Raw genomic sequence first — 18,821 nt, forward strand, 5'->3', positions numbered from 1 at the left:
CACAGAGCTGTTTATGAATAGTGATCTTGTGCAACGGCGTGCAAGGCTGACGCCTGAACAACGCAATCGGCTTGCGCAGCGTTTGTCAGGTTCGGGTGCCACCACGCGGGCCGCATCAGCCATCCCGCGCAGAAATTCCTCTACGCTCCCGTTAGTCTCCTACGCGCAGCAGCGGCACTGGTTTTTATGGCAGCTGGAGCCATTGAGCACGGCGTATCACCTGAGTGGTGCATTGAGTTTAACGGGAAGACTGGATATTGAAGCGTTGCGTTCGAGTTTCGATGCATTGGTAATGCGGCATGAATCGCTGCGCACGGTTTTCCGGGCGAATGATCAGGGGATGGCCGAGCAGATCATTGCAGCAGAACAGAAACTGGATATTCCGTTGGTTGATCTATGCGGTTTGCCGGCGACACAACGCACGGTATGCGCGCATGAAGAAGTGAAGAGGATAAACGCAACGCCTTTTGATCTGACGCAAGGCCCGCTGTTGCGGGTGGTGCTCATCAAGATCGCGCCGGAAGAGCACCTGCTGGTTGTGGTAATGCATCACATCATCACGGATGACTGGTCGAAGCGCATCATCATCGACGAATTTGCCACCCATTACCGTGCGTGCGTGCAGGGACAGGCGCTTTCTTTGCCGGCACTGCCGATCCAGTATGCCGACTATGCCGTATGGCAGCGCAACTGGCTGGAGGCGGGAGAGAAAGACCGGCAGCTGGCCTACTGGCGCGCCCAATTGGGGGACGATCATCCGGTATTGCAGCTACCGACCGATCATCCCCGGCCATCCACCGCCAGCTATCGCGCAGCGCGCTTTTCTTTTGTACTGCCGGCCCCGCTTGTGGCGGGATTGCAGCGCCAGGCCCAACGCCAGGGCGCCACGCTTTTCATGGCGCTGCTGGCCGGTTTTCAGGCCTTGCTGCAACGCTATACCGGGCTGGATGACATACGCGTGGGCGTTCCGATCGCCAATCGTCACCGGATCGAGGTGGAAAGCATTATCGGCTTCTTCGTCAACACCCAGGTGCTGCGTAACCGTATCGACAGCCGCGCCCCCCTTAAGGTACTGCTCGACCAGGCACGTGAAGCGGCGCTGGGTGCACAGACCCATCAGGACCTGCCGTTCGAGCAGCTGGTTGAAGCACTCCAGCCCGAACGCAACCTGAACCAGAATCCTTTATTCCAAGTCATGTACAACCACCTGCGCGAGGATCATCGTCCGCTGGAGAACTTGCCTGGGATTACCCTTGGCGGTTATGAGGTGGACGAACAGACGGCCCAGTTCGAGCTGACGCTGGACACCACCGAACGGCCGGATGGGCAAGTCGGCGCCCTGTTCAGCTATGCCGCCGAGTTGTTTGAAGCGGCGACCATTGAACGGCTGGGTGCACACTATCTTCATCTTCTCCAGCAACTGGCCGAACATCCTGAACGCATCCTGGGCGACATTGATATTCTGAGTGGAGAGGAGAAGGCGCAGCTGAAGGCATGGGGAGTCAACGAGCAGCGCTATGCGAATGCCGAGCCGGTGCACCGTCTGATCGAACGGCAGGTGGAAGCCTGCCCCGAGGCGGTCGCACTGATTTTTGGCGACACCGAGTTGAGCTATGCGGAGCTGAACCGGCGGGCGAACCAGCTGGCGCATCGGCTGATTGGCTTGGGGGTCAAGGCCGAGACCAGGGTGGGCATCGCGGTGGAGCGCTCGATCGAGATGATAGTTGGCCTGCTGGCAATCCTCAAGGCTGGGGGTGCGTATGTGCCGCTGGACCCGGAGTATCCGCAGGAGCGGCTGAACTACATGGTGACGGACAGCGACATTGGCTTGCTGCTGACGCAAAGCCATATCAGGGCGCGCATCCCGCACCCGGCGCAGTGCACGGTGCTGGAACTGGACACGCTGGATGTGAGCGGGGAAGGGGCAGGCAATCCCGCCATACCCGTGCACGGGGACAATCTTGTGTATGTCATCTATACCTCCGGCTCTACCGGCAAGCCCAAGGGCGTGGGGCTGGCGCATCATGCCCTGGCCGAACATGCCCAGGCAGCGGTCGGCTTCTTTGGCCTGAGCGCGGCCGACCGGATGCTGCTGTTTTCCACCATCAATTTTGATGGTTTCATCGAACAGTTTTTCCCGCCCTTATGCGCAGGTGCAGCCATTGTCTTGCGCGGTCCCCAGCTATGGGACAGTGACACCTTCTATCGCGAGCTGATTAATAAACGCATCACGGTTGCGGATCTCACCACCGCCTACTGGTTCTTGCTGGCCCAGGACTTTGCCCGGCAAGGCCCACGGGACTATGGGCTGCTGCGGCAGGTGCATGCGGGTGGCGAAGCCATGTCGCCCGAAGGCATCAAAGCCTGGCGTGAGGCTGGACTTGGTGGCATTACCCTGCTTAACACCTACGGTCCGACCGAAGCCACCGTGACGGCCACCGCCCTGGATTGCGGCAGTTATTCGAGCGATGATTCCGTGCCGATGCAGGTAAGCATTGGCCAGCCGCTTGCCGGGCGCAATATTTACTTGCTTGATGCCAACCTGACTCCCGTCATACCGGGGGTTGCGGGCGAATTGTGCATCGGGGGGATTTGCTGGCGCGCGGCTACCTCAATCGTGGCGGGCTGACGGCGGAGCGTTTTATTGCCGACCCCTTTGATGAGAAGGGAGGGCGGTTGTACCGCACGGGGGATCTGGCGAGATGGCGAGCGGATGGACAGATCGAGTATCTGGGGCGACTGGACCATCAGGTCAAGATTCGAGGTTTCCGCATTGAACTGGGAGAAATCGAAGCGCAGCTGCTGTTACAGCCCGAGATAAGGGAAGCGGTGGTGGTTGCAGGGGAAGGGCCGGGTGGAACAGGGGGCGCCAGGCTGGTGGCGTATGTTTCCCTGCAAGCGGGCGCCAGCATTGACAATGCCGTGCTGCGCGAGGCGCTTGGCCAGGCGTTGCCGGACTACATGATTCCTGCGGCGATAGTGGTGCTGGAGCGTTTGCCGCTGAATCCGAACGGCAAGGTGGACCGCAAGGCGCTGCCCGAGCCGGAATTTACCAGTATCGACCACTATGAAGCGCCGCAGGGCGAGGTGGAAGAAGTGCTGGCGGGCATCTGGGCCGAAGTGCTCGGTATTGGGCAGGTGGGGCGCAATGATAATTTCTTCGCATTGGGCGGACATTCGCTTGCAATCCTGCAAGTGCAGCAGAAGCTGCAACAGATTTTATCCATTTCATTGCCGCTACGTTCGTATTTCGAGAATCCTCTGCTGGCCGATGTTGCGTCCGTCATACAGGGGAAACGATTACTTGGATTCGTGGAACATGTTGAGCTTACCGAGCTGACGGGGATGTCGGAATTGCTCGATTTACTGGAGAGCTGAATGGAGTTGATCAAACAGGATTCTGGAGATCGAGTATTCATGATTTTTGCCGATCTATCCTCTGCCAGCGGTCTGGTAGCCTGTTATCGAAATGAGACATTTATGCGAGGAATTGCTTATGTCGAATGACCTTACGCAACGGCGTGCAAGGCTGACGCCTGAACAACGCAATCGGCTTGCGCAGCGTTTGTCAGGTTCGGGTGCCACCACGCGGGCCGCATCAGCCATCCCGCGCAGAAATTCCTCTACGCTCCCGTTAGTCTCCTACGCGCAGCAGCGGCACTGGTTTTTATGGCAGCTGGAGCCATTGAGCACGGCGTATCACCTGAGTGGTGCATTGAGTTTAACGGGAAGACTGGATATTGAAGCGTTGCGTTCGAGTTTCGATGCATTGGTAATGCGGCATGAATCGCTGCGCACGGTTTTCCGGGCGAATGATCAGGGGATGGCCGAGCAGATCATTGCAGCAGAACAGAAACTGGATATTCCGTTGGTTGATCTATGCGGTTTGCCGGCGACACAACGCACGGTATGCGCGCATGAAGAAGTGAAGAGGATAAACGCAACGCCTTTTGATCTGACGCAAGGCCCGCTGTTGCGGGTGGTGCTCATCAAGATCGCGCCGGAAGAGCACCTGCTGGTTGTGGTAATGCATCACATCATCACGGATGACTGGTCGAAGCGCATCATCATCGACGAATTTGCCACCCATTACCGTGCGTGCGTGCAGGGACAGGCGCTTTCTTTGCCGGCACTGCCGATCCAGTATGCCGACTATGCCGTATGGCAGCGCAACTGGCTGGAGGCGGGAGAGAAAGACCGGCAGCTGGCCTACTGGCGCGCCCAATTGGGGGACGATCATCCGGTATTGCAGCTACCGACCGATCATCCCCGGCCATCCACCGCCAGCTATCGCGCAGCGCGCTTTTCTTTTGTACTGCCGGCCCCGCTTGTGGCGGGATTGCAGCGCCAGGCCCAACGCCAGGGCGCCACGCTTTTCATGGCGCTGCTGGCCGGTTTTCAGGCCTTGCTGCAACGCTATACCGGGCTGGATGACATACGCGTGGGCGTTCCGATCGCCAATCGTCACCGGATCGAGGTGGAAAGCATTATCGGCTTCTTCGTCAACACCCAGGTGCTGCGTAACCGTATCGACAGCCGCGCCCCCCTTAAGGTACTGCTCGACCAGGCACGTGAAGCGGCGCTGGGTGCACAGACCCATCAGGACCTGCCGTTCGAGCAGCTGGTTGAAGCACTCCAGCCCGAACGCAACCTGAACCAGAATCCTTTATTCCAAGTCATGTACAACCACCTGCGCGAGGATCATCGTCCGCTGGAGAACTTGCCTGGGATTACCCTTGGCGGTTATGAGGTGGACGAACAGACGGCCCAGTTCGAGCTGACGCTGGACACCACCGAACGGCCGGATGGGCAAGTCGGCGCCCTGTTCAGCTATGCCGCCGAGTTGTTTGAAGCGGCGACCATTGAACGGCTGGGTGCACACTATCTTCATCTTCTCCAGCAACTGGCCGAACATCCTGAACGCATCCTGGGCGACATTGATATTCTGAGTGGAGAGGAGAAGGCGCAGCTGAAGGCATGGGGAGTCAACGAGCAGCGCTATGCGAATGCCGAGCCGGTGCACCGTCTGATCGAACGGCAGGTGGAAGCCTGCCCCGAGGCGGTCGCACTGATTTTTGGCGACACCGAGTTGAGCTATGCGGAGCTGAACCGGCGGGCGAACCAGCTGGCGCATCGGCTGATTGGCTTGGGGGTCAAGGCCGAGACCAGGGTGGGCATCGCGGTGGAGCGCTCGATCGAGATGATAGTTGGCCTGCTGGCAATCCTCAAGGCTGGGGGTGCGTATGTGCCGCTGGACCCGGAGTATCCGCAGGAGCGGCTGAACTACATGGTGACGGACAGCGACATTGGCTTGCTGCTGACGCAAAGCCATATCAGGGCGCGCATCCCGCACCCGGCGCAGTGCACGGTGCTGGAACTGGACACGCTGGATGTGAGCGGGGAAGGGGCAGGCAATCCCGCCATACCCGTGCACGGGGACAATCTTGTGTATGTCATCTATACCTCCGGCTCTACCGGCAAGCCCAAGGGCGTGGCTACGCGGCATCGCTCGCTTCTTAACCGTCTGGTATGGATGCAACAAGCCCATGGGCTGGTCGCAGGCGACGTGATCTTGCAAAAGACCCCGTTCAGTTTTGATGTTTCTGTCTGGGAATTCTTCTGGCCGTTGATGAATGGTGCGCGCCTGGCCGTAGCCGCGCCGGGAGATCACCGCGATCCTGCGCGCCTGATCGAACTGATCCGGCGATATGCAGTCACCACGATCCACTTCGTTCCTTCAATGTTGCAGAATTTTATATCTGGCGATGACACGCAAACCTGCACAACCTTGCGGCGCATCCTCTGTAGTGGAGAGGCATTGCCTATGGAACTGCAACGCAAGATGCTGAGACAGTTTCACTGGGCAAAACTTTTCAACCTCTACGGACCGACAGAAGCGGCAATCGATGTTACGCAGTGGGTATGCAAAAATGATACCCACGGCAGTGTGGCGATCGGACAACCCATTTCCGATACGAAAACCCACATTCTTGACACGGATCTCAACCTGATCCCACAAGGGGTGGCTGGAGAGCTGTATCTGGGAGGCGTGGGACTGGCGCGTGGCTATCTCGATCGTAGGGGGCTGACTGCCGAGCGCTTTGTTGCCGATCCCTTTGATGAGAAAGGGGGACGACTGTACCGCACGGGGGATTTGGCAAGATGGCGGGGAGACGGGCAGATCGAATATCTGGGGCGCCGGGACAATCAAGTCAAGGTGCGAGGCTTTCGAATTGAGTTGGGAGAGATCGAAACCCAGCTGCTTTTACAGCCCGGAGTGAGGGAAGCCGTCGTGGTGGCCAGGAGAGGAACAGGCGGAGCAAGGCTGGCGGCGTATGTGTCCGCACACGCGGGCAAAAACCTGGATATCCCGGTCTTGCGGGAAGCGCTAAGCAAGGTGCTGCCAGACTATATGATTCCCGCGACGGTCATGGTGCTGGACAGTTTACCACTGAGTCCGAATGGCAAGGTGGACCGCAGGATGTTGCCAAAACCGGAATTTGCCAACAGAGGCCGCTATGAGGCACCACAGGGTGAGATGGAAGAAGTCGTGGCGACCGTCTGGGCCGAGGTACTCGGTATTGGGCAGGTGGGGCGCAATGATAACTTCTTCGCACTGGGCGGCCATTCGCTTGCAATCCTGCAAGTTCAACAAAAGCTGGAACAGATCTTATCTATTGCGTTGCCTTTACGCTTGTATTTCGAGAATCCCCAATTGGTAGATATTGTGCGGGTCCTACAGGAAAAACGTTCTTTAGTGTCTGAAAAATCTGCCGGGCTGCGCGGGATAGCGAATTTACTCGATTTACTGGAGAGTTGAATGGAATTGGACAAGCAGGACATTGCGAAACGATACTCAGCGCTTCCTCCCGAGAAGCAGAAAGAGTTCCTTAGCGCGCTGAAAAAACGGGGATTTGATTTTTCCCTGCTTCCGATCGTCCCGCAGCAAGCGCAAAACCGCAACATACTTTCCTACGCGCAGCAGCGGCACTGGTTTTTATGGCAGCTGGAGCCATTGAGCACGGCGTATCACCTGAGTGGCGCATTGAGTTTAACGGGAAGACTGGATATTGAAGCGTTGCGTTCGAGTTTCGATGCATTGGTGATGCGTCACGAATCGCTGCGCACGGTTTTCCGGGCGAATGATCAGGGGATGGCCGAGCAGATCATTGCGGCAGAACAGAAACTGGATATTCCGGTGGTTGACCTGTGTGATCTCCCACCTACCCAACGCGCGGTGCGTGCGCATGAAGAAGCCAGCGGGGTAAGCGCCACCCCTTTTGATCTGACGCAAGGCCCGCTGCTGCGGGTGGTGCTCATCAAGACCGCACCGGAAGAACACCTGCTCGTGATGGTGATGCATCACATCATATCGGATGACTGGTCAAATCGCATCATCTTCGACGAGTTTGCCGCCCATTACCGTGCGTGCGTGCAGGGACAGGCGCTTTCTTTGCCGGCACTGCCGATACAGTATGCCGACTATGCCGTATGGCAGCGCAACTGGCTGGAGGCGGGAGAGAAAGACCGGCAGCTGGCCTACTGGCGCGCCCAATTGGGGGACGATCATCCGGTATTGCAGCTACCGACCGATCATCCCCGGCCATCCACCGCCAGCTATCGCGCAGCGCGCTTTTCTTTTGTACTGCCGGCCCCGCTTGTGGCGGGATTGCAGCGCCAGGCCCAACGCCAGGGCGCCACGCTTTTCATGGCGCTGCTGGCCGGTTTTCAGGCCTTGCTGCAACGCTATACCGGGCTGGATGACATACGCGTGGGCGTTCCGATCGCCAATCGTCACCGGATTGAGGTGGAAGGCATTATCGGCTTCTTCGTCAACACCCAGGTGCTGCGTAACCGTATCGACAGCCGCGCCTCGCTTAAGATCCTGCTCGATCAAGCGCGTGAAGCGGCGCTGGGTGCACAGACCCATCAGGACCTGCCGTTCGAGCAGCTGGTTGAAGCCCTCCAGCCTGAACGCAACCTGAACCAGAATCCTTTATTCCAGGTCATGTACAACCATCTGCGCGAAGACCCGGATGTGTTGGAGCCATTGCCGGATCTTACGATGGAAAATCATGTACTGGGTGAGCAGACGGCCCAGTTCGAGCTGACGCTGGACACCACCGAACGGCCGGATGGGCAAGTCGGGGCCCTGTTCAGCTATGCCGCCGAATTGTTCGAGCCGGCCACCATTGAACGGCTGGGTGCACACTATCTTCATCTCCTCCAGCAACTGGCCGAACATCCTGAACGCATCCTGGGCGACATTGATATTCTGAGTGGAGAGGAGAAGGCGCAACTGAAGGCCTGGGGAGTCAACGAGCAGCGCTATGCGCATGCCGAGCCGGTGCACCGTTTGATCGAACGGCAGGTGGAGGCCTGTCCGGAAGCGGTCGCACTGATTTTTGGCGACACCGAGTTGAGCTATGCGGAGCTGAACCGGCGGGCGAACCAGCTGGCGCATCGGCTGATTGGCTTGGGGGTCAAGGCCGAGACCAGGGTGGGCATCGCGGTGGAGCGCTCGATCGAGATGATAGTTGGCCTGCTGGCGATCCTCAAGGCTGGGGGTGCGTATGTGCCGCTGGACCCGGAGTATCCGCAGGAGCGGCTGAACTACATGGTGACGGACAGCGACATTGGCTTGCTGCTGACGCAAAGCCATATCAGGGCGCGCATCCCGCACCCGGCGCAGTGCACGGTGCTGGAACTGGACACGCTGGATGTGAGCGGGGAAGCGGCAGGCAATCCCGCCATACCCGTGCATGGGGACAATCTTGTGTATGTCATCTATACCTCCGGCTCTACCGGCAAGCCCAAGGGTGTGGGTGTAGCCCATGGCCCTCTGTCGATGCATGTCCAGGCTATCGGTGAAGTTTACGGTATGACGGCAGCGGATCGGGAGCTTCAGTTTGCATCGATCAATTTTGACGGTGCGCACGAACGCTGGCTTGTACCCCTGGCCTTCGGCGCGGCATTGATGCCGCGTGACAATGATATCTGGTCCGTTGAGCGCACCGTTGCCGAGATTGCGAGGCACCGGATAACCATCGCCTGTTTCACACCCGGTTATCTGCATCAATTGGCTGAGCTAATAGGTAATGCCGGCCGGAGTTTGCCGATCCGCTCCTATACCGTCGGCGGCGAAGCAATGACTCGTGCCAGCTTTGATTTCGTGCAAGAGGTACTTCAGCCCCCCCGCATTGTCAATGGCTATGGTCCTACCGAAACAGTCATTACTCCCTTGATTTCGAAAGCTTATCCTGGTACGGGATTTGAGTCCGCCTATATGCCGATTGGTCATCCCGTCGGGGATCGGACGGCCTACATTCTTGATTCTGACTTCAATCCGGTTCCGCAGGGGGTTGCAGGCGAATTGTATCTGGGGGGAGGTGGATTGGCGCGCGGCTACCTCAATCGTGGGGGGCTGACGGCGGAGCGTTTTATTGCCGACCCCTTTGATGAGAAGGGAGGGCGGTTGTACCGCACGGGGGATCTGGCGAGATGGCGAGCGGATGGACAGATCGAGTATCTGGGGCGACTGGACCATCAGGTCAAGATTCGAGGTTTCCGCATTGAACTGGGAGAAATCGAAGCGCAGCTGCTTTTACAGCCCGAGATAAGGGAAGCGGTGGTGGTTGCAGGGGAAGGGCCGGGTGGAACAGGGGGCGCCAGGCTGGTGGCGTATGTTTCCCTGCAAGCGGGCGCCAGCATTGACAATGCCGTGCTGCGCGAGGCGCTTGGCCAGGCGTTGCCGGACTACATGATTCCTGCGGCGATAGTGGTGCTGGAGCGTTTGCCGCTGAATCCGAACGGCAAGGTGGATCGCAAGGCGCTGCCCGAGCCGGAATTTACCAGCATCGACCACTATGAGGCGCCGCAGGGCGAGGTGGAAGAAGTGCTGGCGGGCATCTGGGCCGATGTGCTGGGTATTGGGCAGGTGGGGCGCAATGATAACTTCTTTGAACTGGGTGGCGATTCGATACTCAGCTTGCAGATAGTGACTAAAGTACGCCGTGCGGGCTGGAAGATCACCCCCCGGCAACTGTTCGAACGGCAGACCATTGCCGCCCTGGCCGTAGTGGTCGCCCCGGCAGAAGGGCTGGCTGAAACGATACAGAAAGATACAGGAAACACTTCAATGGGTGCGAGCAGCCCCGTGCCGCTGCTCCCAATCCAGGTTGAATTCTTCGCACAGGAAATTCCTGTCCGGCATCACTGGAACCAGGCCGTGCTGCTCAAAAGCAGCCAGCTTCTGGATATCGAATGCCTGGCTCGGGCGTTGGAAGCCGTGGTGCGTCATCACGATGCCCTCCGTTTTCGCTATGTAAAACAATCGGCCGGCGACTGGCAACAGACTTGCGGCGAACCTGTTGCCCAAAGTTTGCAGGTTGTGCCATGGGTACGTCATGCTGCCAGTACCGAGCAGTTCGAGGCGTTATGCAATGAGGCTCAACGCAGCTTGAATCTGACGGAAGGCCCGCTATTGCGAGCTCTGGTCATCGAAATGAGCGATGGCACCCAGCGACTGCTGCTGATTATTCATCATCTGGTGGTTGATGGTGTTTCCTGGCGTATCCTGCTCGAAGACTTGCAGAATGCCTATGATCAATATCGGACAGGGGTATCGATCACGCTGTCCGAAAAGACGAGCGGCTATCCGATGTGGGCGCAACGGCTCCAGAGCTACGTTCATAGCCATGGGGATGAACTGCCTTACTGGCAAGGCTTGGCAGATATGCCCGTTTCCCTGCCTAAGGATTATCCGCAAGGCCCGAACAACGTTCATCATCAAGTCAGCATTATCCTCAGGCTCGACCGCAGGCAGACGCAAGCCTTGCTCAAGCAAGCTCCCGCGGCCTACCGTACTCAGGTTAACGACCTTTTGTTGACCGCGTTAGGAAGCGCCTTATGCCGGTGGAGCGGGCACGAGAAAATCCTGGTCGATCTGGAAGGTCATGGACGCGAAGATTTGTATGCGGACATCGATCTTTCGCAAACGGTGGGTTGGTTTACCAGCCTTTATCCGGTGATCCTTGATCCCTCCGGTGATTTGGACCAGAGGATCAAGCGTATCAAGGAGAGCCTGCGGCAACCACCCAACAAGGGATTGGGCTATGGCTTATTTAAATATCACGGTACGCCGGAACAGCGGTGGGCCCTGGCATGCGTACCCAAGGCGGAAGTGGTCTTCAACTACCTTGGACAATTCGATGCCAGTTTTGACGAAGCATCGTGGACGCTGGCAACCGAGCCTGCCGGTGATTTAATGGATGCAGCCGTGGCGCCGACCCATGACATATCCATAAATAGTCACGTCTATGCGGGCGAACTCAGCCTGGAAGTGAGTTATAGCCAAGCTCGTTATGCCAAAGCCACGATCGAGTCCTTTGTTAAGGACTATCAGGCTGAACTCGAAAGATTGATTAACCATTGCACCAGCGGGATCTGGGGCACCACGCCATCCGATTTTCCCCTGATTCAGGTCACGCAAGATGAGTTGAATGGTTTGCCAATTCCGGCAGAACGGCTTGATGATCTTTATCCGCTTTCGCCGATGCAATCGGGAATGCTGTTTCATAGCGTATATGATTCCGACGGCAGTCTCTATGTGAATCAGTTGAGAGCCGACGTCGAAGGATTGGACGTGGAGCGATTCAAGGCGGCGTGGCAAGCTGCTGTGGATCGTCATGACGTATTACGCACAGGCTTCCTGCATCAGCGCGATGTACCGCTTCAGTGGGTAGCCAGAGCTATTGAGCTGCCGCTGACGGAATATGATTGGCAAGACCAGTCAAGCCGGCAATCAGTGAATCAGGAACAGGATCTGCAGGCGCTGGCCCGGTCAGAACACGCTCGCGGTTTCGATCTGGCACAACCCCCGCTCATGCGCTTGGCATTGGTGCGCCTTGCGAACAAGAAGTATCACTTTATCTGGACCATTCATCACCTGCTGCTGGACGGCTGGAGTGCTTCCCAGTTGATGAGCGAAGTATTGCAGCAGTATGGCGGAATGAGGCTGCCCTCATCGGGAGGCCGCTATCGCGATTACATTGAGTGGCTTCAGAGCCGCGATATGAATGCGTCAGAGGTCCATTGGCGGGAACAACTACGCGGCATGGGCGAGCCAACCCGATTGGCTGATGCTTTCTCCGCGCATGACGAAGATTCGGCTTACAACGAATACACATGTGTAATTGAGCGCGCTGCTACAGCGGGTTTAATCGATTTTGCAAGGCGCGAGCGCGTTACCGTCAATACCTTGATACAGGCCGCCTGGGCATTGCTTCTGAATCGTTACACTTGCCAACCAGCGGTGGCTTTCGGCGTAACCATTGCGGGCCGGCCGGATGATTTGCCAGGGGCTGACCGATTGCTCGGGCTTTTTATCAATACTCTGCCCGTGATCGCGATGCTGGATCCAGAGCAAGAGATGGCCGCCTGGCTACGTGAGTTGCAAGCGCAGAATCTGTCCTTGCGTGAACATGGGCATACGCCATTGTATGAGATCCAGCGCTGGGGAGGGCAGGGTGGCCAAGGGTTATTCGACAGCATTCTGGTATTCGAAAACTATCCGATGGACGAGGCTTTGCAGCAATTCGCATCCAGCGAACTGGTCTTTTCCGCTGTCAAAAGCCGGGAAGTTACCAATTACGCCTTGACGGTGTCGGTAACACAGGCAGACACGCTCAATCTTCAATATAGCTACACTAGTAAGGATTTTTCGGAGATCAATATAAGCCGCATCGCGGCACAGGTGGAAAGGCTACTCCACGAAATTGTGCAGGGTTCAGGACGCATCCTGGGCGACATTGATATTCTGAGTGGAGAGGAGAAGGCGCAGCTGAAGGCATGGGGAGTCAACGAGCAGCGCTATGCGAATGCCGAGCCGGTGCACCGTCTGATCGAACGGCAGGTGGAAGCCTGCCCCGAGGCGGTCGCACTGATTTTTGGCGACACCGAGTTGAGCTATGCGGAGCTGAACCGGCGGGCGAACCAGCTGGCGCATCGGCTGATTGGCTTGGGGGTCAAGGCCGAGACCAGGGTGGGCATCGCGGTGGAGCGCTCGATCGAGATGATAGTTGGCCTGCTGGCAATCCTCAAGGCTGGGGGTGCGTATGTGCCGCTGGACCCGGAGTATCCGCAGGAGCGGCTGAACTACATGGTGACGGACAGCGACATTGGCTTGCTGCTGACGCAAAGCCATATCAGGGCGCGCATCCCGCACCCGGCGCAGTGCACGGTGCTGGAACTGGACACGCTGGATGTGAGCGGGGAAGGGGCAGGCAATCCCGCCATACCCGTGCACGGGGACAATCTTGTGTATGTCATCTATACCTCCGGCTCTACCGGCAAGCCCAAGGGCGTGGGGCTGGCGCATCATGCCCTGGCCGAACATGCCCAGGCAGCGGTCGGCTTCTTTGGCCTGAGCGCGGCCGACCGGATGCTGCTGTTTTCCACCATCAATTTTGATGGTTTCATCGAACAGTTTTTCCCGCCCTTATGCGCAGGTGCAGCCATTGTCTTGCGCGGTCCCCAGCTATGGGACAGTGACACCTTCTATCGCGAGCTGATTAATAAACGCATCACGGTTGCGGATCTCACCACCGCCTACTGGTTCTTGCTGGCCCAGGACTTTGCCCGGCAAGGCCCACGGGACTATGGGCTGCTGCGGCAGGTGCATGCGGGTGGCGAAGCCATGTCGCCCGAAGGCATCAAAGCCTGGCGTGAGGCTGGACTTGGTGGCATTACCCTGCTTAACACCTACGGTCCGACCGAAGCCACCGTGACGGCCACCGCCCTGGATTGCGGCAGTTATTCGAGCGATGATTCCGTGCCGATGCAGGTAAGCATTGGCCAGCCGCTTGCCGGGCGCAATATTTACTTGCTTGATGCCAACCTGACTCCCGTCATACCGGGGGTTGCGGGCGAATTGTGCATCGGGGGGGATTTGCTGGCGCGCGGCTACCTCAATCGTGGCGGGCTGACGGCGGAGCGTTTTATTGCCGACCCCTTTGATGAGAAGGGAGGGCGGTTGTACCGCACGGGGGATCTGGCGAGATGGCGAGCGGATGGACAGATCGAGTATCTGGGGCGACTGGACCATCAGGTCAAGATTCGAGGTTTCCGCATTGAACTGGGAGAAATCGAAGCGCAGCTGCTGTTACAGCCCGAGATAAGGGAAGCGGTGGTGGTTGCAGGGGAAGGGCCGGGTGGAACAGGGGGCGCCAGGCTGGTGGCGTATGTTTCCCTGCAAGCGGGCGCCAGCATTGACAATGCCGTGCTGCGCGAGGCGCTTGGCCAGGCGTTGCCGGACTACATGATTCCTGCGGCGATAGTGGTGCTGGAGCGTTTGCCGCTGAATCCGAACGGCAAGGTGGACCGCAAGGCGCTGCCCGAGCCGGAATTTACCAGTATCGACCACTATGAAGCGCCGCAGGGCGAGGTGGAAGAAGTGCTGGCGGGCATCTGGGCCGAAGTGCTCGGTATTGGGCAGGTGGGGCGCAGTGATAACTTCTTTGAGCTGGGTGGCGATTCGATACTCAGCTTGCAGATAGTGACTAAAGTACGCCGTGCGGGCTGGAAGATCACCCCCCGGCAACTGTTCGAACGGCAGGCCATCGCCGCGCTGGCGGAGGTAGCTGAACCAGTACAGGAGTCCGTTGTAGTAGCGGTTAAGCCCGAGAGAGGCTATTTGCGCGACTATCTGAATGTCGAAGCGATCGCCGCGCTGCCGTTTGGAGAGAATGAAATCGAGGATATTTACCCCCTGGCGCCAATTCAGGAAGGGATGCTGTTTCATACCCTGGAAGCACCGGGCACCGGACTTTATGTGACCCAGCTCAGTGTTGCGGTGGAGGGTCTTGACCCTGATCGCCTAGTGGATGCATGGCGAGCCATGATCGCACGGCATCCGGTATTGCGCACGGGTTTCTTGTGGCAAGCTGGATTGGCGCGCCCGCTGCAGATTGTATTCAAACAGGCTGATAATCCTGTTGTTCAGTTGGATTGGCGGGGCCTGGATGGGCAGGAATCGCGGATTGCCGCTTACGCGGACGAAGACTTGAAGCGTGAATTTGATTTCCTCACCCCTCCGGTAGCGCGGCTGAGTCTTATCCGCTTGAGTGAAAACTGTTATCAACTGGTGTGGACGAAGCATCACATACTGTTGGACGGCTGGGGCGACTCCATGCTGGTCAGCGATTGGTTGCGCTGCTATGCCGGCGAAACCCTTGCTGCACCGGGTTCGGGTTATGGTGATTATGTGCGCTGGCTCGCGCAACAGGATGCAGAAGCGACCAAAGCTTTCTGGAAAACCGAGCTCAAACAGGTCGAGGGCGCAACCTTGCTTTCGAATGCCTTTCGCACGACAGCGAAAGCGGACAGCCTGGATAAGCGAACTGGCTACGCTCAGATCTATACGCATTTGAGTGTTGAAGAAACCAGGAAATTGCAGGCATTCGTGCAGCGAGAACGAGTCACGCTCAATACGCTCGTACAGGCCGCATGGGGACAGCTTCTACAACGCTACACTGGAAAGGATACGGTTGTATTTGGGGTTACCGTGGCCGGCAGGTCGCCGAATTTACCAAAATCTGATGAGATTCTCGGCTTGTTCATCAACACCATTCCGGTTCCGGTTGAGCGGTGCAGCGATTTGACGGTGAGCGAGCATCTCGCCATGCTGCAAAGTGTCAATGCAAGACTACGCGAACACGAACATACATCGCTAGCCGATATCCAGCGATGGACAGGCTCGTCCGGGCAGCCTCTTTTCGACAGTATCGTTGTGTTCGAGAACTATCCCATCGCCGAGACGCTGCGCAGTAATGAACTATATGGTCTTCATTTTGGTGATATTGAAGGCAAGGGCCTGACCGGTTACGCGATGGACTTGCAAGTCGTTGTCGGCGATACGATCGAGATCGAATATTCATACGGACGAAATGATTTTACGGATGACTTCGTGCTGGAGCTGCGAAGCCATATGGAATTTTTGCTGCGGGAAATGATGGCCCATCCGGAACGGGCGCTAGGCGAACTGCCATGGATGGGAGCCAAAGCGCTTAATCAAGTAATTTCATTAGGATGTAATACGCATGATCTTGCGACCAGCACCCCGGTACGTTCGCATCAGCCGGTACATCGCCTGATTGAACATCATGCCAGGGTGCAACCCGGCGCTATCGCGCTATTGATGGGTGAACAGGAGCTTTCATACGCCGAACTGAACGCACGGGCAAACCGGCTTGCACATCACCTGATCGATATGGATATCGGCCCGGAAATCCGGGTGGGTGTGGCAATGGAGCGTTCGCTCGACGTGATTGTGGTACTGCTTGCCATACTCAAGGCCGGAGGGGCGTATGTGCCGCTGGATACGGAATATCCAGCTGACCGGCTTTCATTCATGATGGATGATAGCGCCTTGTCCCTTCTCATTACGCAAAACAATGTATTGCCCAAGCTTGTAATCACCACCGGGGTGCGAACGTTGATACTGGATTCAACCTATCTCGATGCTGAGCAGGATTCGAATCCCGAGGTTTCGGTTAATGAGCATAATCTCGCCTATGTCATTTACACATCGGGCTCCACAGGCATTCCCAAAGGGGTGGCAGTGACGCATGGCCCGCTGTCGATGCACTGCCAGGCCACTGCCGAGATTTATGGCATGAGCCTGCATTCATGCGAATTGCTTTTTATGTCATTCTCTTTTGACGGGGCCCATGAGCGCTGGCTAACCGCACTCACTGTCGGTGCGGGACTCGCGGTACGCGACCAGGAATTGTGGACCGCTGAGCAAACCTACGATGCACTGCACCATTATGGTATTACCAATGCTGCCTTTCCACCTGCCTACCTGGGGCAGGTAGCGGAATGGGCTGCGCCCCGGGATGACCCGCCGCCGGTGGAGCTCTATGTATTCGGCGGTGAAGCCATGCCCAAGGCCTCTTATGACCTGATTCGGCAAACGCTGCGGCCGCGTATTCTGATCAATGGCTATGGACCGACCGAAACGGTCGTTACGCCATTGATCTGGAAGACCGAGGCCAGGAACAGTTTTGATTGCGTTTATGCACCCATCGGCCGTCCCGTAGGTGAGCGTACCGCATACGTGCTGGATGTCGACATGCAACCCGTACCTATGGGTACAGTGGGCGAGCTTTATATTGGCGGGTACGGATTGGCACGCGGGTACCTGGGCCGAGCCGGTTTGACAGCCGAGCGCTTCGTTGCCGATCCTTTCGATGAGAATGGCGGACGTCTCTATCGCACTGGAGATCTGGTGCGATGGCTGAATGACGGCAATATCGAGTATATCGGCCGCGTCGACCATCAGGTAAAGATTCGCGGCTTCCGCATCGAACTGGGCGAAATCGAGGCCCGTTTACGTGAAGCAAGCGGAATAGCCGATGCAGCAGTTATCGTACATGAGAGTGCAACGGGCGCCCAGCTGGTTGCCTATGTGGTGCCGATGGATGACATGCCGCCGCCCGACCTGGCTCGGCGGCTCAAACAGGAGCTCGGCAATCGCCTGCCTGACTACATGCTTCCCGCGCATATCATGACGCTCGCGACCCTGCCACGATTACCCAGTGGCAAGCTCGACCGTAATGCGTTGCCGGAACCGGGTGTTGCTATCGGTCTGAGCTACCAGGCACCGTCGACTGATCAAGCCAGGATGCTGGCAGAAATCTGGCAGGAAGTGCTTGGCGTCGAGCGCGTGGGAGAAACTGACAACTTTTTTGCGCTGGGTGGAGATTCGCTATCGAGCCTGAAAGTGATGGCCAAGATGCGCAATCTGCCCGGTGTCAAACTCAACTTCAAACTGCGCGACCTGATGCAACGCCCGACCATTGCAGGTTTGTTAGGAATAGATACCCTGGCCCCGAAAGACGTCCAGCCGCTGCTGGCACTCAATCAGCCGTGCGAAGAGGCAGCACCGCTATTCTGCATTCACGCGGGACTGGGCACGGTATTCGACTATCAGCCTCTGGCACGCTTGCTTCAGGGTGACCGGACAGTATATGGTCTTCCCTGCCGCATGCTGACGGATCCTCAACACCGGGATAGTTCGCTTGAAAAAATGGCGGCAGACTATTGTCAGATGATCCGCCGCATCCAGCCACAAGGGCCATATCATCTGGCTGGCTGGTCTCTGGGCGGCACGCTGGCAGCCATGATCGCTGCATTCCTGGAGGCAGATGCGCAAAAGGTAGCATTTCTGGGCCTGATTGATCCCTTTATTCCGGGCATCGAGCAACCCCAGCCCGATAGCTGGCGCCAGGATTTATCTGATTTCGTCTCTGTGGTTATCCCAGGCATGACGTTAAGCGATATGGACATCGATTCATCCGGTGGCGAAATGACGGAAGCACAGGCAGTTTCCAGCTTGCTGGGGAAGCTTCTTCTAACCGAACGGATGAGAGCGCGAACAGAAGGCGATCAAGAAACAGGAGGAGGCTACGCCGACATGGGAAGAGAAGAATTGGCGCATACCTTCGCCGTCGCGCGCCAGTTGAAAGCGCTGTCGCTACAGGCCACTGGCTTGACCGCTTTGCAGGGCCGGCCAACATGCTGGTGGGCGGCCGAACGTCCATTGCCGGACCGGGATGCGCTGGCTTCGCAGATAGATCAAGACAAGTTGCTTTCCATCGAACTCGAAGCTGACCATTTTGCCATCGTGCGGGGGGAAGCTCTGTTACTGGGGATAGTATCTGCTCTGGCAGCGATTCCGCCCTTGCCCACGGAGAGCAGGGTGGCTGGCTGAATCATGCCAACTAGGCCTTTCAAGGTTTACAGAAAATTGGAAAGAAGCG

At 57.5% G+C, this 18,821-nt stretch carries 4 protein-coding genes; all 4 read left to right on the top strand.

Going from position 1 to position 18,821, the window contains the following annotated elements:
* The first annotated feature begins 13 nt into the window (after window positions 1-13).
* The 4 genes from BLR00_RS07555 (at window position 14) to BLR00_RS07570 (ending at window position 18,772) form a co-directional block, all read left to right on the top strand.
* Complete coding sequence (locus tag BLR00_RS07555; protein ID WP_074631805.1) at window positions 14-2,629, top strand: condensation domain-containing protein; 2,616 nt, start codon at window positions 14-16, stop codon at window positions 2,627-2,629.
* Entirely contained in the window at window positions 2,578-3,378 is an 801-nt protein-coding gene (locus BLR00_RS17170) for an AMP-binding enzyme (RefSeq protein ID WP_074631806.1), read from the top strand. Before BLR00_RS07555 ends, BLR00_RS17170 begins: the two co-directional genes overlap by 52 nt.
* 118 nt (window positions 3,379-3,496) lie before the next feature.
* Window positions 3,497-6,820, top strand: a complete 3,324-nt coding sequence (locus BLR00_RS07565) for a non-ribosomal peptide synthetase (protein ID WP_074631807.1) — start codon at window positions 3,497-3,499, stop codon at window positions 6,818-6,820.
* Entirely contained in the window at window positions 6,821-18,772 is an 11,952-nt protein-coding gene (locus BLR00_RS07570) for an amino acid adenylation domain-containing protein (protein WP_074631808.1), read from the top strand.
* Window positions 18,773-18,821: the final 49 nt, after the last annotated feature.

Source organism: Nitrosospira multiformis (assembly GCF_900103165.1).
Classification (GTDB): Bacteria; Pseudomonadota; Gammaproteobacteria; order Burkholderiales; family Nitrosomonadaceae; genus Nitrosospira; species Nitrosospira multiformis_D.

What these genes read in the sequence shown, in the direction of transcription:
- BLR00_RS07570 (WP_074631808.1), top strand. Translation starts at nt 6,821, where the DNA reads ATGGAATTGGACAAGCAGGACATTGCGAAACGATACTCAGCGCTTCCT.
- BLR00_RS07555 (WP_074631805.1), top strand. Translation starts at nt 14, where the DNA reads ATGAATAGTGATCTTGTGCAACGGCGTGCAAGGCTGACGCCTGAACAA.
- BLR00_RS07565 (WP_074631807.1), top strand. Translation starts at nt 3,497, where the DNA reads ATGTCGAATGACCTTACGCAACGGCGTGCAAGGCTGACGCCTGAACAA.